Annotated in this window: 23 protein-coding genes and 1 other RNA gene; 14 read left to right on the top strand and 10 right to left on the bottom strand. The window is 65.2% G+C overall.

All coding sequences use genetic code 11. The features are described 5' to 3' along the window. The first annotated feature begins 13 nt into the window (after positions 1 to 13). Together IEX32_RS14145 and rnpB are read left to right on the top strand one after the other, a co-directional pair. Positions 14 to 718 (top strand): N-acetylmuramoyl-L-alanine amidase, encoded by a 705-nt coding sequence (locus IEX32_RS14145; RefSeq protein ID WP_188772191.1) that lies wholly within the window; start codon positions 14 to 16, stop codon positions 716 to 718. A gap of 7 nt (positions 719 to 725) precedes the next feature. Continuing rightward, positions 726 to 1,182, top strand: an RNA gene (gene rnpB / locus IEX32_RS14140) — RNase P RNA component class A. Positions 1,183 to 1,225: 43 nt separating this feature from the next. Here the strand turns inward: rnpB and IEX32_RS14135 are convergent. Genes IEX32_RS14135 through IEX32_RS14120 form a run of 4 tightly spaced genes read right to left on the bottom strand, consistent with a single transcriptional unit; the run spans position 1,226 to position 5,149 of the window. Next, positions 1,226 to 2,191, bottom strand: coding sequence for a TauD/TfdA dioxygenase family protein (locus IEX32_RS14135; protein ID WP_188772190.1), 966 nt, complete (start codon positions 2,189 to 2,191; stop codon positions 1,226 to 1,228). Between the two features lie 31 nt (positions 2,192 to 2,222). Continuing rightward, positions 2,223 to 3,113 carry an SDR family NAD(P)-dependent oxidoreductase gene (locus tag IEX32_RS14130; protein WP_188772189.1) on the bottom strand — a complete coding sequence of 297 codons (891 nt, stop codon included), beginning with the start codon at positions 3,111 to 3,113 and terminating at the stop codon, positions 2,223 to 2,225. Positions 3,114 to 3,151: 38 nt separating this feature from the next. After that, positions 3,152 to 4,228, bottom strand: coding sequence for an LLM class flavin-dependent oxidoreductase (locus tag IEX32_RS14125; protein WP_188772188.1), 1,077 nt, complete (start codon positions 4,226 to 4,228; stop codon positions 3,152 to 3,154). A 33-nt stretch (positions 4,229 to 4,261) separates the two neighbouring features. Further along, positions 4,262 to 5,149, bottom strand: coding sequence for a TauD/TfdA dioxygenase family protein (locus tag IEX32_RS14120; protein WP_188772187.1), 888 nt, complete (start codon positions 5,147 to 5,149; stop codon positions 4,262 to 4,264). 205 nt (positions 5,150 to 5,354) lie between these two features. Here IEX32_RS14120 and IEX32_RS14115 point away from each other — a divergent pair, with 205 nt between their 5' ends. Next, entirely contained in the window at positions 5,355 to 6,128 is a 774-nt protein-coding gene (locus IEX32_RS14115) for a TetR/AcrR family transcriptional regulator (protein WP_188772217.1), read from the top strand. A gap of 266 nt (positions 6,129 to 6,394) precedes the next feature. Here the strand turns inward: IEX32_RS14115 and IEX32_RS14110 are convergent, their stop codons facing one another. Beyond that, positions 6,395 to 7,336: an XdhC family protein gene (locus IEX32_RS14110; RefSeq protein ID WP_188772186.1), complete on the bottom strand. Its 942-nt coding sequence runs from the start codon at positions 7,334 to 7,336 to the stop codon at positions 6,395 to 6,397. 290 nt (positions 7,337 to 7,626) lie between these two features. On the opposite strand from IEX32_RS14110, the gene IEX32_RS14105 reads away from it, so the two are divergent. From IEX32_RS14105 to IEX32_RS14085, 5 genes are all read left to right on the top strand, one after another. Continuing rightward, positions 7,627 to 8,022, top strand: a complete 396-nt coding sequence (locus tag IEX32_RS14105) for a UrcA family protein (protein WP_188772185.1) — start codon at positions 7,627 to 7,629, stop codon at positions 8,020 to 8,022. A 96-nt stretch (positions 8,023 to 8,118) separates the two neighbouring features. Next, positions 8,119 to 8,850 carry an ImuA family protein gene (locus IEX32_RS14100; RefSeq protein WP_188772184.1) on the top strand — a complete coding sequence of 244 codons (732 nt, stop codon included), beginning with the start codon at positions 8,119 to 8,121 and terminating at the stop codon, positions 8,848 to 8,850. Beyond that, complete coding sequence (locus tag IEX32_RS14095; RefSeq protein WP_229736380.1) at positions 8,759 to 10,354, top strand: Y-family DNA polymerase; 1,596 nt, start codon at positions 8,759 to 8,761, stop codon at positions 10,352 to 10,354. Before IEX32_RS14100 ends, IEX32_RS14095 begins: the two co-directional genes overlap by 92 nt. Further along, on the top strand, positions 10,351 to 13,566 hold the full coding sequence (locus IEX32_RS14090; protein ID WP_229736379.1) for an error-prone DNA polymerase: 3,216 nt from the start codon (positions 10,351 to 10,353) through the stop codon (positions 13,564 to 13,566). The genes IEX32_RS14095 and IEX32_RS14090 overlap by 4 nt, the downstream gene beginning before the upstream one ends. 117 nt (positions 13,567 to 13,683) lie before the next feature. Next, positions 13,684 to 15,906, top strand: coding sequence for a putative bifunctional diguanylate cyclase/phosphodiesterase (locus IEX32_RS14085; protein ID WP_188772182.1), 2,223 nt, complete (start codon positions 13,684 to 13,686; stop codon positions 15,904 to 15,906). A gap of 50 nt (positions 15,907 to 15,956) precedes the next feature. On the opposite strand, the gene IEX32_RS14080 is transcribed toward IEX32_RS14085, so the two are convergent. The 4 genes from IEX32_RS14080 to ligK all read right to left on the bottom strand — a co-directional run bounded on the left by IEX32_RS14080 (position 15,957) and on the right by ligK (position 19,529). Next, positions 15,957 to 16,772 carry a hypothetical protein gene (locus IEX32_RS14080; RefSeq protein ID WP_188772181.1) on the bottom strand — a complete coding sequence of 272 codons (816 nt, stop codon included), beginning with the start codon at positions 16,770 to 16,772 and terminating at the stop codon, positions 15,957 to 15,959. A gap of 136 nt (positions 16,773 to 16,908) precedes the next feature. Next, entirely contained in the window at positions 16,909 to 17,799 is an 891-nt protein-coding gene (locus tag IEX32_RS14075; protein ID WP_308421056.1) for an amidohydrolase family protein, read from the bottom strand. Then, the gene (locus IEX32_RS14070) at positions 17,792 to 18,862 is read right to left on the bottom strand and encodes a 4-oxalomesaconate tautomerase (RefSeq protein ID WP_188772180.1); all 1,071 of its coding nucleotides are present in this window, start codon (positions 18,860 to 18,862) and stop codon (positions 17,792 to 17,794) included. Before IEX32_RS14070 ends, IEX32_RS14075 begins: the two co-directional genes overlap by 8 nt. Continuing rightward, positions 18,855 to 19,529 (bottom strand): 4-carboxy-4-hydroxy-2-oxoadipate aldolase/oxaloacetate decarboxylase, encoded by a 675-nt coding sequence (gene ligK / locus IEX32_RS14065; RefSeq protein WP_188772179.1) that lies wholly within the window; start codon positions 19,527 to 19,529, stop codon positions 18,855 to 18,857. The genes IEX32_RS14070 and ligK overlap by 8 nt, the downstream gene beginning before the upstream one ends. A gap of 110 nt (positions 19,530 to 19,639) precedes the next feature. On the opposite strand from ligK, the gene IEX32_RS14060 reads away from it, so the two are divergent. From IEX32_RS14060 to IEX32_RS14035, 6 genes are all read left to right on the top strand, one after another. Then, complete coding sequence (locus IEX32_RS14060; RefSeq protein ID WP_188772178.1) at positions 19,640 to 20,785, top strand: LysR family transcriptional regulator; 1,146 nt, start codon at positions 19,640 to 19,642, stop codon at positions 20,783 to 20,785. A 78-nt stretch (positions 20,786 to 20,863) separates the two neighbouring features. Next, complete coding sequence (locus IEX32_RS14055) at positions 20,864 to 21,730, top strand: NAD(P)-dependent oxidoreductase (RefSeq protein ID WP_188772177.1); 867 nt, start codon at positions 20,864 to 20,866, stop codon at positions 21,728 to 21,730. Continuing rightward, complete coding sequence (locus IEX32_RS14050; protein WP_188772176.1) at positions 21,727 to 22,752, top strand: amidohydrolase family protein; 1,026 nt, start codon at positions 21,727 to 21,729, stop codon at positions 22,750 to 22,752. The genes IEX32_RS14055 and IEX32_RS14050 overlap by 4 nt, the downstream gene beginning before the upstream one ends. Next, positions 22,749 to 23,171, top strand: a complete 423-nt coding sequence (ligA, locus tag IEX32_RS14045; protein WP_188772175.1) for a protocatechuate 4,5-dioxygenase subunit alpha — start codon at positions 22,749 to 22,751, stop codon at positions 23,169 to 23,171. The genes IEX32_RS14050 and ligA overlap by 4 nt, the downstream gene beginning before the upstream one ends. Further along, entirely contained in the window at positions 23,172 to 24,026 is an 855-nt protein-coding gene (locus tag IEX32_RS14040) for a class III extradiol dioxygenase subunit beta (protein WP_188772174.1), read from the top strand. Between the two features lie 37 nt (positions 24,027 to 24,063). Further along, positions 24,064 to 25,002, top strand: a complete 939-nt coding sequence (locus tag IEX32_RS14035) for a Gfo/Idh/MocA family oxidoreductase (protein WP_188772173.1) — start codon at positions 24,064 to 24,066, stop codon at positions 25,000 to 25,002. 18 nt (positions 25,003 to 25,020) lie between these two features. On the opposite strand, the gene IEX32_RS14030 is transcribed toward IEX32_RS14035, so the two are convergent. Further along, a complete protein-coding gene (locus tag IEX32_RS14030) occupies positions 25,021 to 26,178 on the bottom strand; it encodes a glycosyltransferase family 8 protein (RefSeq protein ID WP_188772172.1) in 1,158 nt (385 codons plus the stop codon). Positions 26,179 to 26,186: the final 8 nt, after the last annotated feature.

The raw sequence follows: 26,186 nt of genomic DNA, 5'->3' as shown, positions 1-26,186 counted from the left end.
GGGGGGCGAGGCGATGAATCGATGGCTGGTCAATCACATCGTCGAATCGCCCAACTGGAATGAGCGCAAGCTGCCGATCTCGATGGTCGTGCTGCACTACACCGGCATGAAGACCGCCAAGGAAGCGCTGGAGCGCATGTGCGACCCGGAGGCCGAAGTCTCCGCCCACTACATGATCGACGAGGACGGCATGGTCACCCGGCTCGTGCCCGAGGAGAAGCGCGCCTGGCACGCGGGTCGCTCGTACTGGCGCGGCTTGACCGACGTGAATTCGGCCAGCATCGGCATCGAACTGGTCAATCCGGGGCACGAGTTCGGCTATCGCCCGTTCCCCGAAGCGCAGATGGACGCCTTGTTGCCCCTGCTGGCGGATATCATTGACCGGCATGACATTCCGCGCGCCAACGTCGTCGGACATTCCGACGTCGCGCCCGCCAGAAAGCAGGACCCGGGCGAGTATTTCGACTGGCGACGGTTGGCCCAGCTCGGGCTGGTGCTTGAGACTCCGGCGGCGAAGATGAACCTGTTCTATGACAATCCCGGAGCGTTCTACCTTGCGCTGGAGCGTTTCGGCTACGACATCAGCGACGGCCGCGCGGCGGTTCGCGCGTTCCAGCGGCGCTGGCGGCCGCTGATCATCGACGGTGAAATCGACGGTGAGCTCGGTGGAATCCTGTTCGAACTCCTGTTGGAGCGCGACACCGGCCGTGCTAGATGATCGCCTGCCGGGGAGCTGGGCAGCCGCGTCGCAACGCAAGTTGCGCCGAGGAAAGTCCGGGCTCCACGAAACAAGGGTGGCGGGTAACGCCCGCCGGGTGAGTGGGGCGTCATGCCTTGCGAAGCCCAGGGACAGTGCCACAGAGAGTATACCGCCGATGGCCCGCGCTTCCTTCGGGATGATCGGGGGCACAGGCAAGGGTGAAAGGGTGCGGCAAGAGCGCACCGCGCTTCCGGCAACGGCAAGCGGCATGGTAAACCCCACCCGGAGCAAGACCGAATAGGGGCTGCTTGCCTAGGCTTTTGGGCCGAAGCGGGTCGGTTTCGGACCCAGGCAGCCCGGGTTGGTCGCTGGAGCGGCGTGGCAACGCGCCGCCGAGAGGAATGGCTGCCGCTGCGGCGTTAGGTCCCTGTTTGGGGATACCACGCCAGGCACAGAACCCGGCTTACAGGCTCCCCGGCATTTTAGCTCCTCCTCCCCCACACGGGGAGGAGGGCGATTTCATCGTCAGTACGTCCGCTCAAGGATCTCGTTGTCGTTCGATGCGCCGCCTTCGAAATAGCCCAATCCGTAGTCGCCCTTGATCGTGGTGCGCTGCATGCGGCGCTTGTAGCGGGGATCGTGGCCGCTGACGGCGTGGAGCACACGCCAGTTGTCCCAGACCAGCATGTCGGTGGTCGACCACTTGTGCCAATAGGCCAGTTCCTTGCCCAGCGCGAAGATCTCGCGCGATACGGCCTCGACCAGCGCCTCGCCCTCGGGCGTTTCCGCGCCTTCGATGCCTTCGGCCATCCAGGGGGAGAGGTGCAGTACCTTTTCGCCGGTCTCGCGCGTCCAGACCGCCGGGTGCACGGCGCGGGGCACGTCCTTCGCCGCTTCCATGACCGCAGCGGAGCCGGGGCGTTCGGAATGGACGGTATAGTCGTCCGGCACGCCGAAGCGGAAGTCCTTCATGATGACGTTCATGCGGTAGAGGATGTTCCTGCCCTCGATCCGCTCACGCAACTCAGGCGAGAGCCTCTGGTACAGCTCGATCCCGTCGAGAAAGCCGGTCAGCCCGCCTTCGGGCGGAATGTCGATGGCCCGCAGCACCCCGGCGCGGTTGAGTTCGTTGTTGTAGGCATGGTCGAAATGCCAGGGCAGCCACGAGATCACGGTGCGGCCCTCGACCGTCATCGTGCCTTTCTCCGCGACCTTGGCTTCCATGTCGATGACGCCGGGCATCCCGTCCTGATCGACGCGCGGGACAGCCTTGCTGGGGTGATCCTTGAGCGGCCCGAAGATGTCGCTGAGCGCCACGTGCATCCGGCCGGAAGGCTCGACCTGCTCGAACACGATCATGCCGTGTTTTTCGAACAGGGCATTCACTTCCTCGCGGATCGCGGGATCGCTTGCCTGCTCGAAGGAAATGCCGCGAATGCGGGCACCGAATTCACGCCCGGCGATAAGCGGTCCGACATCGAGCTGCGCCATTGTTACCTCTCCTCGGTTCCCTTGCGGCCCGTCATGAGGCGGCAAGCCTTGCGCCGTGCGGATTTGCCTCTGGTGTGCCGTGTTGCGCGTGCCACGCGTCGACCGCATCGTAACATGCCTCGACTACCCCGGAATAGGTGCGGCGAAAGATATCGCGATGTTCGGGATGATCGAAGACGAAGGCGCGATTGTTCCTGACGGCATCGAGCACCATCGGGGCGATCGCATCGGGGGTGTAGAACGCCATCGACTTGGCGTTCTCCGACGCCTCGCCGACATGCAGTTCGGTCTCGCCGGGGCCGCCGAAGCGGGCGGGGCGGTAGCGGGCGTTGTTGTCCTTCATCCCCGTGGCGACGCCGCCGGGGCAATAGCTGGTGGTGAACACGTTGTGCTGCGCGAGTTCCAGCGCGAGGTTCATCATCAGGCCGATGATCCCGGCCTTGGCCGCCGAATAGGGGGCGTGGACCGGTATCCATCCGGGCAGCAGTCCGGCCATGGAAGCGGTCGCGCAAACATGGCCTTCCCTCGCCGCGATCATGTCCGGCAGGAAGGCGCGGGTGGTGTTCATCACGCCGTGCAGGTTGACCTGGAGGATCCAGTCGACATCGTCGTCCGACATCTCCACCAGCGGATCGAACGAGCTCGCCCCGGCATTGGCGAACAGCAGGTGTACCGGGCCGAGTTCGGCCGTCACCTTGTCCTTCATCGCCGCGATCGAGGCGCGTTCGCACACGTCGCATTCGACCGCCATGGCCTTGCCGCCCGACTCGCGGATCGCGGCAACGACTTTCTCGGCATTGTCCGGCATGATGTCGGCAACGGCCACTTTCGCGCCCTGCCGCGCCAGTTCCTTCGCCAGCCCCATGCCGATGCCGCTGCCGCCCCCGGTGACGAGGGCCGTACGCCCTGCAATTTCGGTCATTCGTCTCTCCTTCACCTCCTCCTCTGGAGGGGGCGATGTTACGCCAAGACGGGCTCTTCGGCCTTGAGCTTTGGCATGACCTTGTCGGCAAAGAGTTTCATCTGCTCGTAGACGTCCTCGTAGGGCATGCCGCCGAAGCTGAAATTGGCGATGATCTCATAGTCGCCGACCATCGACTTGCGCATGAGGTGCTTCTCGTAGAGCTCTTCCGGCGTGCCGATCAGGTTGCCGCCGACATAGTCCTTGTAGGCCTTGTCCGGCCCGCCGCGGGCCTCGGCGGCCTGACCCATGTAGGCGTAGGTCGCATAGCTGGGCAGCGACTTGAAATGGTCGGACATGAACTCGTAGTGGTTCGCCACCTGCAGGAACTGCGCCGCGAAATACTTGTCGGTGTACTCGGTCACTTTCTCCTTGCTGTCGAAGCAGACCATGAAATCCGAGATGATGAACGGCGGTGCGGCCTTGCCGTGTTTGGCCTTGAACGTCTCGCGGTAATTGTTGATTTCGGGCATGGCCTTCGACCAGTCGCCCTGACTGAAGCGCAAGGCCTTCAGACCGTAATCGGCGGCAACCTCGGCCGAGGAAGGCGACATCGAGACCATCACGCAGCGATCGCGAGTCCAGCCTTCGGGGCGGGGGCGGATCTCGGTGCGGGGGATCTGAAACCACTTGCCGTCAGCCTCGACCACGCCGGTCTCAAGTCCGTTCATGATGATGAGCGCGGATTCGTCGAATATCTCGCGCGAGTCGGCGAGGTCGCGATTGAAGGACTTGAACTCGCGCCGCGCCGCACCGCGTCCCATGCCGAGATAGAGGCGGCCTTCGCACAGGGCATCGAGCATCGCCGTCTTCTCGACTACGCGCAGCGGATCGTTCCACGGCAGGATGACGGCGGCGGGCATCAGCTTGATGGTCTTGGTCTTCGCCGCGACCCAGCTCAGCGCCTGCAGCGGATCAGGACAGGCCGCGTAGTCGGTGAAGTGGTGTTCCACCATCGCCGCGAAATCGAAGCCCATCGCTTCGGCCTCGATCGCAAGCTGGGTCTCGCGGCGGAAGAATTCGTAGTCGGGCAGACCGTGAAGGTTCTGGTAGCCCAGGTGAACGCCGACCTGCATGTCATCTCTCTCCTTGTCGAATTCGCGTTGCGCTCAGGCGCTTGCGGCCATCGCGCGTGCCGGGGCGACAATCGGTTCCTCGCCGTTCAGCGTACAGCGATGCAGTTCGCGCCTGCTGCCTTCCTCGAAGGGCATGACGCGGTGCATGGTGCCGGTGTTGTCCCAGATGGCGAGATCGCCCATGCGCCACTGGTGGCGGTAGACGTACTGGTCGTGCGTCGCGTGGCGCATCAACCGTTCGAGCAGGTCATGGCTCTCGGCGGAATGCATGCCTTCGACGTAGGCGCAGGCGGTGCTGAGCACGAGCGACTTGCGGCCGGACTTGTGCTCCCACACCAGCGGATGCGTCTGCTGCGGATAGCTGGCCCAGACGGCGAATTCCTCGGGCGTGCAGTCTCGTTTGGCGGGGAAAAGGGCCGCCTGCAGTGAGTGCCGCACGCGCAAGGGAGCAAGCGTCCGCTTGTCCTCCTCGGACAGGTCCTCATATGCGGCGTAAGTGTTGGCGAAGAGCGTGTCGCCGCCCTCGCGTGAGAGCGCCACCGGCGTCAGCAGCGTGGCGAAGGGCGGGATCTTCTCCGAATAGGTCCCGTCCATGTGCCAGAGCTGATTGCCGAACAGGAAGCGCGCGTACTCCGGGTTGATCTTCGGATCGAGGCTGACTTTCAATACGCCTTCGTCGCCCTCGTTCAGCACCTTGCCGTCCGAGCCGCGACGCGCCGAACCGATCCTGAGGTCACCCAGCGTGCGCGCGGCGGCCCGCAGATCGTCGTCGGTCAACGGGACGTCACGAATGACGATGACGCCGCGTTCGACCAGCAATGCGCGAATTTCCGGTGCGTGTTCACCCGACAGCAGCTCGGCTTTTCCGATGTGTACCTGCGCGCCGATGCGCGGCCTCAGATTGGCGGCTTGCAGTGCCATTCGGAACTCTCCCGGGTTTCAGCCTCGGGGGCTGAACGATTGTTACCCTTGTCGTTTCAATAACAGCGATTCGGCGCCGAGTCATCCCTGAATTGGCCGCGCGTTGCATGTTTTTGCACCCTTGTCGTTTCAAACAGGTTGCGGCCTGTGCTCGTGGGCACTAGGACAGATGCAACGGAAACCGACAGGGGCAAGGCAGGTCGCCATGGCGTCGAGCGCACGAACGAACAACAGCGCCGAAGGTGAATCCTCGGCCGGCCGCCGGCGTCCGGGCCGGCCAACGCTCAGCAACGAGCAACTGCTGGACAAGGCGCTCGAGCTGTTTTTCGAGAAGGGTTTTGATGGCACCAGCATCGATGCCATCACGGCGTCCGCAGGCATGGCCAAGCGCACCGTCTATGCCCGCTATGGCGACAAGACCAGCCTGTTCAAAGCCGCGCTGAGCCGCGCCATCGACGAATGGATCGTACCCGTGGAGCGCCTGCGCGCGGCGGAGTGCGACGATCTTGAGGAAACGTTGCTGCGGATCGGCCAGATCCTCGTCACGAACGTGTTGAGCCCGGCCGGGCTCAGGCTGTTGCGTCTGACCAATGCGGAAGCGATGCACATGCCGGAAATCAGCACCGGAAACGTCCAGCGCGGCACCGAGCCGACGCTTGCCTATCTGACCGACCTGTTTCGCCGGCACCTTGGCGGGCCGGACGGGGCAAGGGATGATGCCGGGCAGGCGGCGCAGGCTTTCCTGAACCTCGTGGTAGGCGGCCCGGCCAACAACGCGGCATGGGGGATGCTGATCGACCCGGACGAGGTTGAACGCCATACCCGCTACAGCGTGCGGCTGTTTCTGCACGGATTTCTGGATCGCAACGCCCAGACGTCACCCGACGAGGAACGCGCGCTGCGCGAACTGCTCGGCGAGGCGCGGGCGCAGCTTGACGAGGCCAGGGCGCGGCTCGATCAGGCGGCGCGGCTGGCCTAGAGCGGCGTGCGGGATATCTGACCCACCGTGATTGCCGCAGGAAGCCTCTCGGCAAGGAACCTTGTGCAGGTCGGGCTGGGTTGCCCGGACAAGCAAGGTGACGCTGTCCGAGGGGCTTCCTGCGGCAACCCCTCCGGGGCGGGCCGCTTTTGGCCCGGCACAGCGTTGCTTGTCGGTCACTATGCATCGGCATGGCTCCCTCCTCGCGCCTCGCGCCAGGCCAAAATCGGCTCCGTCACGGTGGCTCAGATATCCCGCACGCCGCTCTATACCGGCAGGCGGTTGAACCCGTCGACCACTTGCGCGAGGACCGAGATCGCCAGGGTCTCCGGATCGCGCAGCGACGGGATAAGGCCGATGGGGGCGACGATGCGTTCCATGTCCGCCTTCCCGACGCCCAGGGCGCGCAGGCGTTCGCAGCGCTCGGCGTGGGTCTTCCGGCTGCCCATGGCGCCGATGTAGAAGGCCGGGCTGTCGAGCGCCCCGGCCAGCAGCGAGGGCTCCCAGTCGTGATCGTGAAAGAGCATCGCGAAAGCCGTCCGATGATCCAGCGAAAGCGGCAGGCCGCTGCCGCTGGTCCGCAGCCATGTCGCCGCCGCGCCTGCCGCCAGCGAGCGTTCGATCTGCTGCTCGTCGGGCGAAAACACTTGCGTTTCGATATCGCTGGCAAGCGCAAGGTCGCGCAGGCAGTCCACGGTCGCGCCGTGCCCGGCGATCACCAGCCGCAGCGGCGGCGAATGGCGGACGACGATGAAATCGTCCTCGATCGCGACCCGGCCTTCGGGAAGCTCGCCGCCGACTTCGGGCTGTCCCTCATGGCGGGGCAGGCGCAGGGCGAAGGGGCGCCGCCGCGCCAGCATCGAGGTCAGGTCACGGCCGATGTTTCTTTCTGAAGCGAGGGGATTGATCAGCAGGTCGACGGACCCGCCGCAAGGCAGGCGAATGTCGATGAAGGGCGAGCCACGCCCGTAGCGGACGCAGTGGGGCTTTCCGTTTTCGATTGCCTGTCGTGCTTCGGCGATCACGGCATGTTCGATGCACCCGCCGGACAGCGAGCCGAACATCGCGCCTTCGGCGGTGACCGCCATGTGCGTTCCGGGATGGCGCACGGACGAGCCCGAGACATGGGTGATCGTGACCAGCGCGGCGGGAACGCCGGCTTTCTGGGCTTCCGTAATACCCGTGAAGATACCGCGCGCGTTGAACATGACGTTTCCCTAGCAGCTAAGGCCGTAAACTCATAAACGGCACCATCGAGGGCGTCGCGCAGCGATTTGACCAAAATGGCCCATCGCCGCGTCAAGAAGGCTTGAAATATCGACATATTCCTGCGCCTTCTTTCCTTGCGCTGAGCCATTTTGCTTCAAACCTCGATGGCGCCGTTTATGAGTTTACGGCCTAAGGCCGGAGAAGCAACGGGCCCACGGAGCGCATTGCGACCGATCAATGATCGGCTTGCCGATGCCTGTAAGGATGCCGGCCGGAGGTACAGCAGGTTATGACAGATCGGAGAGACATGGTGCGCAAGGTTCTGGCGGTGGTCCTCGCGCTTGGAGTGCCTGCCGCTCTGGCGCAGGAGACGGATGAGAGCAGGGAAATCATCGTCGAGGCGCCGCGCTCGGTTCCGCTCGCCGTGGAACGTTCGCCCTATACCGGCGCTGCATCGGTGATTTCCACGGTCAGGATTCCGGTCTTCTACCACGATCTCGATCTTGCGCGACCGGGCGACGACGAGCGGCTGATGACGCGGGTGGCAACAGTGGCGCGGGATGTGTGCAGGGAACTCGACAGGCTTCACCCCTTGGACCCCGATACGGACTGCGTGAAACAGGCCATCGCCAGCGGCACTGCGGCGGCCAAGGTGGCGATTGCGCAGGCCAGGGCGGGGCAATAGCGCCGGCGGGCATCCTTGCGCAGGCCAGCTTCCGCCAGGGTGGACACGTGGGTCTGATATGGAACATAATAGGAACATACTTGGTGATTCGTTCCTATGTCGGACCATACTTTCAAATGGCAGAAACCGCGCGGCGCGCGCCTTTCCCAGCCCTCAAACCGGCGTCTTCCCGGCCTCGATCCGGGATGGCTGCATGAAATCCATGCCGGAGAGGACGATCAGGCGGCGGCGCTGGCCTTTGTACTCGCCTCGGTCCGCGGGGAGACTCTGCTTGTCGCACGCCGGTCATCCCGGCGCCCTGCGCCGATCTTGTGCGGTGAGGGGCTGGCGATGTTGGGATTCGCCCCCGAGCAGTTGGTCCTTGTCGATGCCGGGGATGAGCTGGAATTGCTGCGGGCCGGGCTGGACGCGGCGCGTTGCCCCGGCGTGGGCACGGTCCTGCTCGAAACGCGGGGCCGTTTTGCCGGCTATGACCTGACCGCCAGCCGCCGGCTCGCCCTTGCCGCGGAGCGGACGCGGGCGCGCGTGATTGTCCTGCGCATCGATACGAAGCCCCGCCCCAGCGCCGCGCGGACCGGCTGGTCGGTCGCCAGTGCGCCTTCCGTCCCGTGGGAAGCCGGCGCGCCCGGCTGGCCGGCGATCGAGGTGGAGCTGCTGCGCCGCCGGGATGGCCCCGCCGGAGGGCGCTGGCGGCTGGAATGGGATGCCGGACGTGGCGCTTTCCGGGAGCCAAGCGATGAAACGGAGATACCTGGCACTGTGGTTGCCCTACCTCTCCTGCGAGCGGGCGCGGCAGACGGCCGGACCATCGATCCCCGCGCCGCCTGAGCCATTCGCGCTTGTCGAGCGCAGCGGCAATGCCCTGCGGCTGGCGGCGGTGGATGCCTCGGCGCAGGCCATGGGCCTTGTCGCGGGCATGGCGCTGGCCGATGCGCGGGCGCGCTGTCCGGGGCTGGCGACACTGCCGCACGATCCGGAAGCGGACCGCCGCGAGCTGGGCGGGCTGGTCGCAGCCATGGCGCATGTGACGCCGATGGCGGCGGCCGATCCGCCCGACGGCATCGTGCTCGACATCACCGGCTGCGCGCACCTGCTGGGCGGCGAGCGGGAACTGGCCGGCCGCGCGGCGGAACTGGCGCGCTACAGCCTGCGTCATGCCTTCGCCGGCAATGCGGCGGCGGCGCGCGCGCTGGTCCGCCATGGGAACGGAAGCGAGGACATCCACGCGCTTCCCGTCGCCGCGCTCGAACTGGAGGCGGCGGCGCTGATCGCCTTGCGCCGCGCGGGACTCACGCGCATCGGCGACCTTGCCCGGCGGCCGATGGCGGGGCTGGCGGCGCGCTTCGGCGAGGAGGCGGTGGTGCGCCTGCGCGAGATCCTGGGCGAAACCCGCGCGCCGATCGCGCCGCATGTCATCCCCGCCCCGGTCCGCGCCGAGGCCCGCTTCGCCGAACCCATCGCCCGCACCGACGATGTGCTCGATGTGATCGAGGATTTGCTGGGCCGGCTGGAGCGTGACATGGCGGCGCGCGCGATCGGCGGACGGCGCTTCGTGGCGACGCTCTGCCGCAGCGACGGCGCGCGGCGGCGGCTGGCGGTGGAGACCGGCCAGCCGGTGCGCGATCCGCCCACCGTCATGCGCCTGATGCGCGAACGGATCGAGACTTTGGCCGATCCGCTCGATCCGGGCTTCGGCTTCGACGCGATCACTCTGGCCGTGCCGCGCGCCGAGCCGCTGGCCGCGCGCCAGATCGCCCTGGACCGGTCCGAGGCGGCCGGCGAGAGCGTGGCGGCGCTGATCGACCGGCTCGGCGTGCGGCTGGGGATGGAGCGGGTCCGCCGTATTGTTCCGCGCGACCGGCATTTGCCGGAAAAGGCGCAGGCTCTGGTCCCCGCCGCAGGAGGGAAGGATAACCCGTCATCCCGGCGAACGCCGGGACCGCTGGAGGTGTTTACGCACGCCCTTGCCGAGAGGTCGCGTCGAACGACAGCCGGCGTTCGCCGGGATGACGGGGGCGATATTCTTCCCCGCCCGCTCTACCTGCTCGATCCGCCGCAGCCGGTTTCGGTCGTTGCCGGGGTGCCGGACGGGCCGCCGCAGCGCTTCCGCTGGCGGGGGCAGCTTCACGAGGTGCGGCTGGCCGAAGGGCCGGAGCGGATCGCGGCGGAATGGTGGCGCAGACGCGGCGGCCATCTCCCCGGCGAGGCAGGGCCGACGCGCGACTATTACCGGATCGAGGACAGCGCGGGGCGGCGCTACTGGCTGTTCCGCAGCGGCCTGTTCGAGGAGCGTCCCGATCCGCGCTGGTATCTGCACGGATTGTTCCCGTGACCGGTGCGGAAACGCCTTTCTTTGCCGAGCCGGTGGCGGCCAGCAACTTCAGCTTCCTGCGCGGCGCCTCGCACCCGCGCGAGATGGTCGCGCGCGCGCAGGTGCTGGGCATGGCGGGCATCGGCATTGCCGACCGCAACACCGTGGCAGGCGTGGTCCGCGCGCATCAGGCGTGGAAGGATCTGGGCGGAGTAGCCGGCGGTTTCCGGCTGATCGTCGGCGCGCGCCTCGCCTTTGCCGACGATACGCCCGATGTGGTCGCCTATCCGCTGACCCGCCGGGGCTGGGGGCGGCTGACCCGGCTGCTCACGACCGGCAATCTGCGCGCGGAGAAGGGCGCATGCGAACTCCGCCTGCCCGACCTGCTGAGCCATGCCGAAGACATGGCGCTGATCGCGATGGACGGCGATGCCGCGCTGCTGGGCGCCCTGCGCGAGGCTACGCCGCACCTGTGGCTTGCCGCGACGATGCCGCGCGGCGGTCGCGACGCGCGGCGGCTGGTCGGGCGCATGAGGCTCTCGGCGGAAACCGGCGTGCCGCTCATCGCCACCAACGACGCGTTTCATGCCCGGCCCGAGGACCGCCCCCTGCAGGACGTACTGACCTGCATTCGCGAAGGCCTCACCGTCCAGACCGCCGGACGCCGCCTTGCCGCCAATGCCGAGCGGCACCTCAAGCCCCCGGCCGAAATGGCGGGTCTGTTCCGCGATTGTCCGGAAGCGCTGGCGGCGACGCGCGAGCTGTTCGGGCGCGTGGATTTCACGCTCGACCAGCTCGTCTACGAATACCCGCGCGAGCCGGTGCCCGAGGGCTGGACGCCGCAGGGCTGGTTCGAACATCTCGTGGAGCAGGGCGGGCGCGAGCGCTTCCCCGATGGCCTGCCCGCTTCCTACCGTGCGGTGCTGGACGAGGAGTTTCGCCTGATCCGCCTTCGGGGCTATGCGTGCTATTTCCTCACCGTGCATGACATCGTGCGCCATGCCCGCAGCCTCGATCCGCCGATCCTGTGCCAGGGCCGGGGCAGCGCCGCCAATTCGCTGGTCTGTTACCTGCTGGGGGTCACCCCGATCGATCCGGTGAAGGAAAAACTGCTGTTCTCCCGCTTCCTCTCCGAGGAACGCAACGAGCCGCCCGACATCGACGTCGATTTCGAGCACGAGCGGCGCGAGGAAGTGATGCAGTACGTCTTTCGCCGTTATGGTCGCGAGAAGGCGGGGATTGCCGCCACCGTCATCCACTATCGCCAGCGCAGCGCCGTGCGCGAGGTGGGCAAGGCGCTGGGCCTGACCGAGGACGTGACGGCGCGGCTTGCGGGCACGGTGTGGGGCACATGGGGCGGTGACGCCATGCCCGAGGAGCGGCTGGCCGAGGCGGGCTTCGATCCCGCCAATCCCGAACTCATGCGCCTGCGCGACATGGTCGGCCAGTTGCTCGAATTCCCGCGCCACCTCTCGCAGCATGTCGGCGGCTTCGTGTTGACGCAGGGTCGGCTCGACGAACTGGTGCCGATCCACAATGCGGCCATGCCCGACCGGACCTTCATCGAATGGGACAAGGACGATCTCGATACGCTGGGCATGATGAAAGTGGACGTGCTGGCGCTGGGCATGCTGACCTGCATCCGCAAGTGCTTCGACCTGCTGCGCGCGCATGGCCTGCGCGACCTGACGCTTGCCACGGTCCCGCGCGAGGACGAGACCACCTACAGGATGCTGCAAAGGGCGGACAGCATCGGTACGTTCCAGGTCGAAAGCCGCGCGCAAATCTCGATGCTGCCGCGCATGAAGCCCAAATGCCTCTATGATCTCGTCATCCAGGTGGCGATCGTGCGGCCGGGGCCGATCCAGGGCGGCATGGTCCACCCCTATCTGCGGCGGCGCAATGGCGAGGAAGCGGCCGAATATCCCGGTCCGCCGGACAATCCGGATGAGCTGCGCGATGTGCTGGAAAAGACGCTGGGCGTGCCGCTGTTCCAGGAACAGGCGATGAAACTGGCGATCGTGGCCGCCCGCTTCACCCCCGCTCAGGCCGACGGGCTGCGCCGCGCCATGGCGACATTCCGCCATGTCGGCACCGTGCATCATTACCAGTCGCTGCTGATCGAGGGCATGGCCGCGCGCGGCTATCCCCGCGATTTCGCCGAGCGCTGCTTCGAACAGATCAAGGGCTTTGGCGAATACGGCTTTCCCGAAAGCCATGCGCAGGCTTTCGCCTGGCTGGCCTATGTCTCGTCCTGGCTGAAGTGCCACTATCCGGCGGCGTTCGCCTGCGCCCTGCTCAACAGTCAGCCCATGGGCTTCTACGCTCCCGCCCAGCTTGTGCGCGACGCGCGCGAGCATGGGGTGGAAGTGCGGCCGATCGACGTCAATGCCAGCGAGTGGGACAATACGCTGGAAGGCGAACATATGCTGCGTCTCGGCCTGCGCCAGATCGACGGCTTTCGCGAGGGCTGGGCGCAGGAGCTTGCGAAGGCGCGCATGCAGGGGCCGATCGTCAGCATGGAAGACCTTGCCCGCCGCGCCGGGCTGCCTTCGCGTGCGCTGCATCTCCTCGCCGATTCCGACGCTCTCGGTTCGCTGGGGCAGGGCCGGCGCGAGGCCGGCTGGGAAGCGCGGCGCGTGCCGCCGGCGCAGCTTCCGCTGTTCGCGGCGCGGGACTTGCCGGAACTGGGGCGCGAGCCCGATGCCGCGTTGCCGCCGATGCCGCCCTCAGAGGAAGTCGTCGCCGACTACCAGACTCACCGGCTCTCGCTCAAAGGCCATCCGATGCAGTTCCTGCGCGCCCATTTCGCAGGCCGCGGCGTGCTCGATTGCGCCTCGATCAATGCCGGGAAGGACGGCGCGAAAGTGCGCGCGGCGGGTGTCGTGCTGATCCGTCAGCGGCCCGGCACCGGCAAGGCGATCTTCATCACCATCGAGGATGAGACCGGCGTGGTCAACGCGCTGCTCTGGGCGCGCGACTTCGAACGCCAGCGGCGCGCGGTCATGGCTGCCCGGCTCATGGTGATCGAAGGAGAAGTCCAGCGCAGCAAGGAAGGCGTGGTCCACCTGATGGCCCGTCGCGTCATCGATGCCAGCGAGGCGCTGAACCGGTTGTCCTCCATTGGACACGATGCGTCCACCGCGCCACCGGCCCGGCATTCAGGTGCGACAGCCTCGCGGAAGCATCCGCGAGACGTCCGCATTCTGCCAGGATCGCGCGATTTCCGCTGAGCGGACCGGCACAAATTTCGTTGCCGTTTCGGGCCTTAGGGTTTCCTTAGCGAGGTTCGTCTAATTCCGATTCGTTATCGTCGGACGGGATGGTGGGATCAGGTGGGGGGCCGGCATTTGGGTGCCAGAGTTGGAATCGGGGAGAAATTCCGACGCCATCGTCTGCTGGTGCCGATTGCCGGGCTGACGTTTGGCGGGCTTCTTCTGCTGGTCCTGCTGACGATTTTCCTCATCCATCGATTCGACCGCACCGCGTTGCAGCGCGAACAGCACATGGTGGAGCAAGGCTTTCACCGCCAGATCGAGCAATATGAGGAGGTCATTGTCCCGCAGGCCGACTGGGACAAGGCGATCGCCAGGCTCGACCACGAATTCGACGCTGATTTCGCCGACGTCAATTTCGGCTCCCAGCTTTATACTTTCAACGGGTTTTCCCGGACGTTCTTCGTCGACGGCGATGGCAAGGTCATCTACGCCGCCGTCGACGGCAAACAGGCCGACAAGAAAGCGTTCCGTCCTTTCATCGATGTCGTGACCGCGCTGCTCGTCCCTATCCGCAACGCCGAAACCTTGCGCCCGCCGATCAGACCCGATCCGGCAAGCAACCATCCAGTGACCCAGCCGATCCAGGCCAACGGCATGGTCCGGGTCGAGGGCCGAGTCTACATCGTCATCGCGACCCTGATACAGCCGGATCTCGGTCTGGTGCTGCCGAAAGGCCCAAGGGCTCCGGTGGTGATTACGGCGATGCCGATCGATGGCACTGTCCTCGGCACCTTTGCGGCCCGCTATCTCGTGGACGATCTGGAACTGGTGAATTCCTCGGCTCATGCAGGCAACCAGGCTTCGCTATCGCTGCGGTCGCCTACCGGCAGGGAGATCGGCGCGCTCGCCTGGACGCCCCGGCAGCCGGGCAGCGCTCTGTATCACCAGTTGAGGCTGCCGCTGTTCGGGGCCCTGCTGGTGTTCGGGGCCGTCGGATGGCTGATCGTTCGGCGCAGTCGCGTGATCGTCGACGAGGTCATCGCGAGCGAGAGACAGGCCAAGCATCTGGCCTATCACGATCAGCTTACACGCGTGCCCAACCGCACCATGCTGTTCAATCGCATGCCCGCCATGCTGGCCGGAATCGGCAGGGACTTTCCGCTTCTGGCAGTGCTCTGCGTCGACCTCGACCGCTTCAAGGAAGTGAACGACACGCTGGGACATCACGCGGGCGACGATCTGCTCAAGACCCTTGCGGAACGCCTGCACGCCGCGTCCATGTCCGCCAGCGACGCGCTCATCGCGCGTCTCGGCGGCGACGAGTTCGTATTGCTATGCCCCGTCCTCGACAGGCGCGCTGCCGAGGAATTGGCCGAATGCTGCCTTTCGCTCATCATGCAGCCGATGGACTGCCCGTATGGCCGCATCGACGTCGGCTGCTCGATCGGAGTCGCCGTCATCGACAGCAACGAGGCCGATCCCTCGCAGGTCCTGCGCCGGGCCGACCTGGCGCTCTACGAATCAAAAACGCAGGGCCGGGGCCGCGCAACCTTCTTCGAGCCCGGCATGGACGAAGCCTTCCGGGCGCGCCGGGCAATTGAGGAGAACCTGCGCACCGCGCTCAGGAATGGTGCGCTCCGCCTGGTCTATCAACCGCAGGTGGACATCGCGGGCGAGGCCTGGGGCGTCGAAGCTCTGCTGCGCTGGTCTCATCCGAATCTGGGCGAAATCTCGCCGGAGGTCTTCATACCGATCGCCGAAGAGTCCGGGCTGATCATGGCTATCGGCGAATTCGTGCTGGGCCGGGTGTTCGAGGAGACCGGCTCCTGGCGCCATCTGCGCGTTGCCATCAACGTCTCGGCGATCCAGATGCGCACGCCGGGCTACGCGGCGCAAGTGATCCAGTTCGCCGCCAAGGCGGGCATCGATCCCACGCGGTACGAGATCGAGCTGACCGAGACCGCACTACTGGGAGATGGGCCGGCCACTGCCGAGAATGTGGACCTTCTCAGGCGCGTGGGATTTTCCATCGTCCTCGACGACTTCGGAACGGGTTATTCGAGCCTTAGCCTGCTCCACCGCTTCCAGGTGGACAAGATCAAGATCGACCGGTCGTTCATAAGCAGTCTCGATGAGGCGGAAGAAGTCGAAGGGCTGGTGAGCGCGATCGTAAAGCTGGCAAAGTCCTTCCGCCTCGGCGTGATCGCGGAAGGCGTGGAAACCGAGGAACAGCGGCAGCAGCTCATCCTCGCGGGATGCACCGAATTCCAGGGCTTTCTGACCGGCAGGCCCATGCCGGCCCCGGACATTGAGGAGCTCTTCGAAATGCCCGCCATCCAGCGCCGCCTGGCGTGAGGCGCGGGAAAGGGATCAACCCGCGCAGCGTATCATCCCAAGCTGCAGTATCAGCCTTCCGGGGCGACGTGACCGCCGTTTCGCAAGAGGATGCGCCGCGCGATCTCGCGCTGGCCTTCGGCGATACGGGTATCGACCGAGACGAATACCTTTCCCCGACGGATCTGCCCTTCGAAGTAGTTGGCTTCCCTGCCGTCAACGTCGTGGTCGGTCAGCATTCTCGCCATGGCTCCGCCGGTGGCGCCGATGATCGCGCTGACGCTGGCGACGGATGAGAATGACGAAGCGGCAATCGCGCCGGCCGCCGCCACCAACCCTATCCCGGGAATGAAGAGGATAGCCGCTCCCAGCATGGCTCCTGCGATGCCGCCGCCCGCCGCAGCAGCGGCGACGCTCAGCTTGCTGTGCCCCTGCCAGTCCCCATTGTCAGGGTCCCTGAACTGGCCAGCCCGCCACAACAGCGAAATCGAGCTGTCGGGGATATCATTGCTCTTCAGTTCCGACACTACTCGCTCGGCGTCCGCCCGTTCGTCGAACATGGCCGCAACAAGATGCTGCTTCCTGACGTTCAACTGGTTGTGAGCGCATGAGAATGCAGCGGCAAACAGGTCGCGCTCCCTGCTCGTCCTGAATGATACCCTCAGCCCGGAGGAATGATGTAGGCGGGCGACGCTGGGCGATACCTCGTCGTGGGACAGCGTTCTCAGCAGCATCTCTATGGATGAGCGCCGCATCTTCTGGTCCGTGCCGCGATTGATCCATTCGTAGAGCAGCGGTTGCGGGTGGTTTGGGTGAAGAAAATGGAGGGCGGGCAGGTCTTCCGCCTTGATCACAAACGCCGGTGTCGTGTCTGCATCCATCCCCATTGTATATATTTTATACCATCCGAACAGGGAAACTCCAGTCTTCATTGGGCATTGTCCCTGAATAGAACACCGGTACATGAGTGGGGGAAGCCTGCTTTGTCTTTACCTGATCCGGCGCGTTTCCGGTCCGCGCCGCTCAGACTTCCTCCGGCCAGTAAAGCTGCATCGGATTGGTTATCAGCAGTCTGCGCTGCAGTGCATCGGTCGGCGCGATGCGCGAGATCATATCCACGAGATGCCCGTCGTCGGGCACGTTGCCCTGCATGTTGGGATGCGGCCAGTCGGTGCCCCAGAGCGCGCGATGCTGATAGTCCTCGACCAGCGGCGCCACCGCGTCGGCAAATGCGTTCCACGGATCGCCCCCTCTGCCATCGACGGCTGGGTTCAGACGGTCGGGGCAGGTGGCCTTGAACCAGATGTCCTCGCGGCTGTCGAGCAAACGGCGGAAGGCCTTCATGTCCGCGCCGTCCGGCCCCTGCGTCACATCGGGGCGGCCCATGTGATCGATCACCAGCGGCACCGGAATGGCGTCCATGAACGGGCGCAGATCCTCAAGGATATCGGCCTCGAAATAGATCACCACATGCCAGCCATCGGGCAGGCGCTTGCTGACTTCGAGGAACTTGTCCTTGGGCGCGTCATCGACCAGGCGCTTCAGGAAATTGAAACGGATGCCGCGAATGCCGCCTTCGTGCAGGGCGGCCAGATCGGCCTGCGAAATCGCCGGATCGACCACCGCGACGCCGCGCGCCTTGCCGTTCGACCTTGCGATGGCGTCGAGCGTGGCGGCATTGTCGGTACCGTGGCAGCTTGCCTGCACGATCACGTTGCGCGAAAAACCCAAATGATCGCGCAGAGCGAAGAGCCTGTCCGGTCCGGCGTCCTCGGGCAGGTACTTGGCCTTGGGGCTGAAAGGGAACCGCGCCATCGGGCCGAAGACATGGCAATGCGCGTCCACCGCGCCCGGCGGCGGCACGTAAGCCGGTTTCGAGGGATTGGCGTGCCAGCTTACGATACGGTCAGACATAGACAATCCCATCCATCAGCTTGCGCGCGGTGCGCAGCAGGGCGGCGCTGGTAACGGCGCCGCTTTCATCGACTTCGAGCACGCAGCTCATCTCGCCGGTCGGGTGTTCGATGCTCAGCGTCTTGCGCGCGCCTTCGGGGACTGCGGCCACGTCGGCGGCGGGCGAGCCTTCGATCAGGCAGGCGGTCGCCGCTGTAACCGCGCCGAGCACGCCGATAGACGCGTGGGCGCGGTGCGGGATGAAGACCCGCGTGGTCACCGCGCCGCCATGTCGGGGCGGGGCGACGAGAGTCATTTTCGGGACCGACTTTTCCGTCACGTCGCCCAGGTTCATCAGCGGCCCGGCCGCGAGGCGGATGGCCTCGATCCTCGCGCGGATGGGGGCGAAGGCCTCGCTTTCCAGATCCTCGCGGCTTTCGTACCCGGTGGCGCCGACATCCTCGGCCCTGAACACGATGCAGGGCATGCCGTTGTCGATCAGCGTGCAGGGCACACCCTCGATCACGTCAGCCGCGTTGCCCGTGGGCAGCAGGGCGCCGCAGGATGACCCCGCCGTGTCGCGAAATTCCAGGGGAATCGGCGCATGGGTGCCGGGCACGCCGTCGATGGAGGCCTGACCCTTGTAGCTGACCTGTCCGCCCGGTGTTTCAATCGTGGCCACCGCGATTTGCCCGGTGTTCTCCATGTAGATGGCAACGCGCGTCTCATCGCTGGTTGCCGCCACCAGCCCGCGCTCGATCGCGAAGGGACCCACGCCGGCCAGAATGTTGCCGCAGTTCTGCTGGTCGGACACCAGCGCCTTGTCCACGAAGACCTGCAGGAACAGGTAATCGACATCGATCCCCGCGCGCGCGGACTTGCTCACTACCGCAACCTTGCTGGTCAGCGGATCGGCCCCGCCCATGCCGTCTACCTGGCGCGGATCGGGCGAGCCCATGACGCCGAGCAGGAAGGCATCGCGCGCGGCGGTGCCTTCCGGCAGATCGTCCTCCAGGAAAAAGCCGCCCTTGGACGTGCCCCCGCGCATCCACATGACGGGGGCGCTGGAAAGGGCGTCAGACATATTTCAACCCTTCCTTTTCCAGCCGCTCGCGCATCTTGTACATGTCCAGCCCGAGCACCCCGGCGGTGAGTTTTTCGCGCTTTTCGGCTTCGTTGGCCTCCCGTGCGCGGGCCGTTTCCAGCACCTCGGCGGCCTTTTCGCGCGGGACCACGCATACGCCGTCGTCGTCGGCCACGATCACGTCGCCGGGATTTACGGCGGCATTGGCGCAGACCACCGGCACATTGACGCTGCCCAGCGTGTTCTTGACCGTGCCTTGTGCGAAGATCGCCTTGGACCATACCGGGAAGCCCATCTCCGTCAGATCGCGCACGTCGCGCACGCCGGCGTCGATGACGAGGCCGCGGCAGCCGCGCGCCAGGGCGCTGGTGGCCAGCAGGTCTCCGAAATAGCCGTCCTCGCACGGGCTCGTCGGCGCCAGCAGCAGGATGTCGCCTGCCTTGAGCTGTTCGATCGCGACGTGGACCATCCAGTTGTCGCCCGGAGGAGCGCTGATCGTCACCGCCGATCCGGCGATGCGCGCGCCGCGATAGATCGGGCGCATATAGTTGGCGAGCAGGCCGGTGCGCCCCTGCGCCTCATGCACGGTCGCGACGCCGCATTCGGCCAGGCCGTCTATGACCTCCAGTGCCGCCCGTTCGATGTTCTGTACGACGATGCCGCCCATGACCGCATTCTCCTGCCGGTGGATTTCCGTGTGTTCCAGTTGGACACGGGGCCCCGCGATCGCAAAGCGAAACTCTGGTCACGCGATTAGATTTCGCTAAACGTGGTTTCATGGAGTTCTGGGACCTCAACTTGCGGCACTTGCGTGCGATTGCCGAGATCGCGAGGCTCGGTACGATGAACGCGGCCGCAGACGCGGTCAATCTGACCCAGCCTGCTATAACGCAGGCGCTAGGGCGGATCGAGGCGCTGCTGGACACACCGCTATTTGAGCGGCGCCATGACGGCATGGTGGTCACCGCGGCGGGGGACCTTCTGGTGCCCAGGATCAGCGCGGCGCTCGAACACATTGCCAGCCCGCACGTCACCATGGCGCGGTTTCGCGCCCTGCTCGCTTTCGCTGATTGCGGGAGCTATCAGGGAGCAGGCGCGTTGACCGGACTGTCGCTGGCCTCGCTGCACCGCGCGATCAGCGACCTTGCACTGGCAACCCGCCGCCCGCTGGTAACACGGCGCGGCAAGGTGGTGGTTCTCACCGAGGCAGGGGCGCAGATGGCGCGCGCATTTCGGCTGGCGCGGGTCGAGCTGGAATCGGGGCTGGCGGAATTGCACGCTCTTCAGGGCCACGAAACGCGCCGCATCGCGGTGGGCGCCATGCCCCTGGCGCGCGCACGCGTCTTGCCGGGAGCGGTGACCCGCTTCATCCGTCGTCATCCCAGGGTCAGATTGTCGATCGTGGAGGGGTCGCGTGCGGAACTGATCGAGCCGCTGCGCAATGGCGCCATCGACCTTATGATCGGTGCCTTGCGCGATCCTCTGCTCGAGCCGGACTGCGTCCAGCATCCGCTGTTTTACGACGAGCCCGTGGTGATCGGGCGGGCAGGGCATCCGCTGGAAGGCCGGAAACCGTCGATCGCGGAACTGGCTGGCTATCCCTGGATCATCGCCGCGCGGGGAGCACCGTTGCGCGAATCATGGGAGCGGATGTTTGCGGTGCAGGGCCTCGCTTCCCCAAGCGTGCAGGTGGAGTCAGGCTCGGTCATGACGATAAGGCAATTGCTGATCGACAGCGACTGCCTGACACTGCTCTCGCCGGATCAGGTCGCCGTGGAACTGGAGGCGGGGTGGCTATGCCGCATTGGACGATTGCCGGCGGGTCTGGGGCGTACGATCGGCGTCACTACGCGCGCCTCATGGCGGCCGACCGCTGTGCAGGCCGACTTCATGGCCGACCTGGAGGCGGCCTCCAGCGCATGACGACAAATTAGCGTCAGCTTATAGCTTTGGGTCAGTTTCGATTGGCTGTTTTGCAGCGCGCGGCGCACTTGTCGTCTCATGAAGCATGAGGTTGGCATTATCGGCTTTGGAGAAGCCGGGCGCACTTTCTCGCTGGCCGGGCAGTGGCGCGGCACGGCTGCCGTCTACGAAGCGCTCCACGGTGAACCGGCGATGCAGGCGGCCATGGGCGAGGCGGGCGTCGCGGCCTGCGCGAAGATGGCAGATGTGCTTGCCGGCGTGCCCCTCATCTTGTCTCTGGTGACTGCGGATCAGGCGGTGGCCGCCGCGCGGGATGCATCGCGGGATATCGCGCCGGGCGCGATCTTCTGCGACATGAACAGCGCCGCGCCGCAAACCAAGCAGGCCGCCGCCGCGATCATCGAGGCGGCCGGCGGTCACTATGTGGACGTCGCGATAATGGCCCCGGTCAGTCCGCAAGGTCTGGGCGTGCCGCTGCTGCTCTCGGGCAGCGATGCCGAAGCGGCCGCCACAGCGCTTGCCGGATTGGGCTTTACCAATCTTCGAGTGGTTGGCGGCGATGTGGGGCGCGCCTCGGCGATCAAGATGATCCGTTCGGTAATGGTCAAGGGCATGGAAGCCCTGACCGCGGAATGCGTGCTCGCCGCGCGGGAAGCCGGTGTGTTGGACGAGGTGCTCGCTTCGCTTGATGCCAGCGAGAAGCCCCGGCCCTGGGCGGAGCGCGCCGACTACAACCTGGACCGGATGATGGTTCACGGGGTTCGCCGCGCCGCCGAGATGGAGGAAGTCGTCGGAACGCTCGAAGGCCTCGGAACCGGCGCGGCAATGACGCGCGGCACTGTCGAGCGGCAGCGGACGATCGGAACGCTGGGGCTCAAGACGCCGGCAGCGGGCCTCGCGGGGAAGATTGACCAGATCAGGGACGAAAGGATGCGAAAGGCATGACGTTGGTGATCGACTGCCACGGCCATTACACAGTGCTGCCCAAGGCGCACGACGCATGGCGTGAAGAGCAGAAGGCTGCTTACAAGGAAGGCAAGGCGCCACCACCTTATCCCGAGATTTCGGATGACGAGATCCGCGAGACGATCGAGACGAACCAGCTTCGTCTCATCAGGGAGCGCGGCGCGGACCTGACGATCTTTAGCCCGCGCGCCTCCGCCATGGCGCACCATGTAGGCGACCAGCAGGTGTCCGGGGCGTGGGCGCGGCACTGCAATGATCTGATCTATCGCGTCACGCAGCTGTTCCCCGAGACCTTCATGGGCGTGTGTATGCTGCCGCAAAGCCCCAAGGCGGACCTCACGGCCTCCGTCAAGGAACTGCGCCGCTGCGTGGAGGAGCTGGGCTTCGTCGGCTGCAATCTCAATCCCGATCCGGGCGGCGGTCATTTCGAGCATCCGCCGCTCACCGACGAATACTGGTTCCCGATCTATGAGGCGATGTGCGAGTTGGACGTGCCGGCGATGATCCACGTTTCCGGCTCCTGCAACCCGGCGATGCATGCCACCGGCGGGTTCTATCTCGCCGCCGATACGGTCGCGTTCATGCAACTCATGCAGGGTGACCTGTTCAGCCGGTTCCCGAACCTGCGCTTCATCATCCCGCATGGCGGCGGCGCCGTGCCCTATCACTGGGGCCGCTATCGCGGGCTGGCGGACATGCTGAAGAAGCCGTCGCTCGACGAATACATCATGAACAACGTGTTCTTCGACACCTGCGTCTATCACCAGCCGGGCATCAACCTTCTGGCCGACGTGATCGACAACAAGAACATCCTGTTCGGTTCGGAAATGGTCGGCGCGGTGCGCGGCATCGATCCGACGACCGGCCATTATTTCGACGATACCAAGCGCTACATCGACGCGCTTAATATCAGCGAGGAGGAACGGCACGCCATCTTCGAAGGCAATACCCGCCGCGTGTTCCCGCGTCTCGACGCCAGGCTGAAGGAGAGGGGGCTGTGACGGATACGGAAAAGCCCACGCAGAACATCCACCAATATCTTGCCGAGTTCGAGGATATTCCCGGCACCCGCGTCTATACGGCAGCGCGGGCACGCAAGGGGTATCATATCAACCAGTTCGCGATGAGTCTGATGAAGCCCGAGAACCGCGAGCGGTTCAAGACGGACGAGCGCGCTTATCTGGACGAATGGCCGATCAGCGAGGATGCCAAGCAGGCGTTGCTGGCGCGCGACTACAACGCGCTGCTCGACATGGGCGGCAACGTCTATTTCCTCTCGAAGCTGTTTTCGACCGACGGCATCAGCTTTGCGGAGGCGGTCTCGACGATGACCGACATGACGTTCCCGCAATACCAGGAAATGATGCTGAAAGGTGGCCGCTCGCCCGAAGGCAACCGCTCGATCAAGGGAGGCTATTGAATGGCCCGCATTACTGCCGGCGTGGGGTCCAGCCACGTTCCGCTGCTTGGCGTCGCCGTCGATCAGGGCAAGACCGGCGACGACTATTTCGGCCCGATCTTCAAGGGCTACGAATGGACGAAAGCGTGGGAGAAGGCCGAAAAGCCCGACGTCGTCATCCTTGTCTACAACGATCATGCCTCCGCTTTCGACATGAAGATCGTGCCCACTTTCGCGATCGGTTGCGGCGAGCGGTACAAGCCGGCCGACGAAGGCTGGGGGCCGCGCCCCGTGCCTGACGTCGAAGGTCACCCGGACCTGGCATGGCACATCGCGCAAAGCCTGATCCTGGACGAATTCGACATGACCATCATCAACGAGATGGACGTCGACCATGGCCTGACCGTTCCGCTCTCGATGATGTTCGGCCAGCCGGAAAAGTGGCCGGTCAAGGTCGTGCCGCTGGCGGTGAACGTGGTAACTTATCCAGTGCCCTCGGGTAATCGCTGCTGGGCGCTGGGCGAGGCGATCAGGCGCGCGGTGGAGAGCTTCCCGGAAGACCTCAACGTGCAGATCTGGGGCACTGGCGGCATGAGCCACCAGCTTCAGGGTCCGCGCGCCGGTCTGCTGAACCGCGAATGGGACAACAGGTTCATGGACCAGCTTGTCGGAAACACCGATGCCGCCCGCTGGATTCCGCACATCGAATACCTGCGCGAGACCGGAAGCGAGGGAATCGAGATGGTGATGTGGCTGATCATGCGCGGCGCGCTGGGCAAGGAAACCCGCTGCCTGCATCGGCATTACCATATCCCGTGCAGCAACACCGCCATCGGGCACCTGGTGCTCGAACCCGTGGAGCCCGAGGCGGCCTGACGTCGCTGCCCCGGAAACGACTTTCAAGGAGTATCACATGCGCATTGCACTCGCCGGCGCCGGCGCCTTTGGTGAAAAGCACCTCGACGGCCTCAGGAACATCGATGGTGTCGAGATCGTCTCGATCATCAGCCGCACCGGAGAACAGGCGGCCGCGACGGCGGAGAAATATGGCGCGAAGCACAGCTCGACCGAGCTGGAAGATGCGCTCGCGCGCGATGACGTGGACGCGGTTATCCTGTGTACGCCCACGCAGATGCATGCCTCGCAGGCAATCGCCTGCATGGACGCAGGCAAGCACGTTCAGGTCGAAATCCCTCTAGCCGACAGTTGGGCGGATGCGCAGGCCGTGCTCGCCAAGCAGAAGGAGACGGGCCTCACCTGCATGGTCGGCCACACCCGCCGCTTCAATCCCAGTCACCAGTGGGTGCATAACCGTGTCACGGCCGGAGAATTCAATATCCAGCAGATGGACGTGCAGACCTATTTCTTCCGCCGCAAGAACATCAACGCCAAGGGAGAGCCGCGCAGCTGGACCGACCATCTCCTGTGGCACCACGCCGCGCATACGGTCGATCTTTTCGCCTATCAGGCCGGCCGGGTCGTCGAGGCGCATGCGATGCAGGGGCCGATCCATCCGGAACTGGGCATCGCCATGGACATGTCGATCCAGCTCAAGAGCGAAAGCGGCGCGATCTGCACCCTCTCTCTCTCGTTCAACAACGACGGGCCACTCGGCACGTTCTTCCGCTACATCGGCGATACCGGCACCTACATCGCCCGTTACGATGATCTGGTGAACGGCAGGGAAGAACCCATCGACGTCTCAAGGGTCGACGTTTCGATGAACGGTATCGAACTACAGGACCGCGAATTCATCGCCGCCATTCGCGAGGGCCGTGAACCCAACAGCTCGGTCGCGAAAGTGTTCGATTGCTACCGCGTGCTCGGCGAGCTGGAGGCGCAGCTGGCCTAAAGCTGAAGAGCGGGGCAGTCAGTTTCTGTGCGCGGGGCTCGGGACCGACGCGACGTGTCTGTAGGTTTCCCGCCCTGCCTCCAGCCCGATCGGCTGGCCGGCCCCGTAGCCGTCCAGAACCGATTCCGGAGGACGGATGAGGCCCCGTTTTCCGCGCGCTTCGGCCACGAGGGCGCGCGCCATGTCCTCCACATCCTTGTTGTTGCGCGGCCTCCATGGAAGCTCCGCGTCATCCGAACGGTGACGCGGAATCCTGAGTGCATCTGCGACCGCGGGCGCATGTGAGGCGAGGAAATCGCGTATCTTCGGTTTGAAGCAGAAGGTCAGGAAATCGATCCTGGCGTTCAGCTTGTCGATAGGTGACTGGGGCGGGATGAAGTTGGACCACACGGAGCCGCGAAGCTCGCTCCGGTACCAGGCCGCTGCGTTCTGCCAACGGTGCGGCCGCCGCCGGGACCAAGGCTTCGTCGAGGTGTAGTGCTCAAGATAGGGGGTGAGCGCGCCGCCGAAATTGAGATAGGTTTCGTGGAGGTTCCAGCGCGGATCGAGCGGGGTCCATTGTCCCTCGAGCACATGGTTGAGCGCATCCTGGTCCGGCGCTTCCTGGCAGTTTTCCGGATGATCGACCAGGAACTGGCGGGCCCGCGCCAGCGTTCCTTCCGCGAGAATCCGGGGCCAGTCGAAGACCATGACGCCGGACTGGAGATATGGCGCGTCGTCGGCGAGAAACAGGTCCCTGCGTCGCCGTCGGATATTGCCTGTCAGGTAGTAGACGAAATCATGCACCGCGGCGGCCGGATATCCCTTGAGATCCGCCGTCAGGAGCGGCTCCAGCGATGTCATGATCCTCGTGTCGGCATCGAGATAGACCAGCCGGTCGATGTCCGCGCCGAAAATCATGTCGAAATAGAGCCGCAGATAGGCGGCGCGCGGCCAGCGGCTGTTGATCGGCCTGATCGCGTCCCGGACCTCTTTCGGCGCGATGATATTTACCGCGATCCCCTTTCTCGCGAAGAATTCCGTCGCCGCCTGAAGCTCGCCTTCATCGACGTCGCAGCAGACCAGATGGAGATGCGCATCGCTGCCCGGCGGCAGATGATCGGCCACCGATTTCAGCTGGCAGCAGGCTGCCGGCAAATAGCCCCGGTCGGTGGCTGTCACGATGGCCGTCTTCATGGTTCCCT

It is taken from the genome of Novosphingobium endophyticum (genome assembly GCF_014640675.1).
GTDB classification, from domain to species: domain Bacteria; phylum Pseudomonadota; class Alphaproteobacteria; order Sphingomonadales; family Sphingomonadaceae; genus Novosphingobium; species Novosphingobium endophyticum.
Note: the sequence above shows the minus strand (reverse complement) of the source record. Positions and strands in the feature narration are given on the sequence as shown.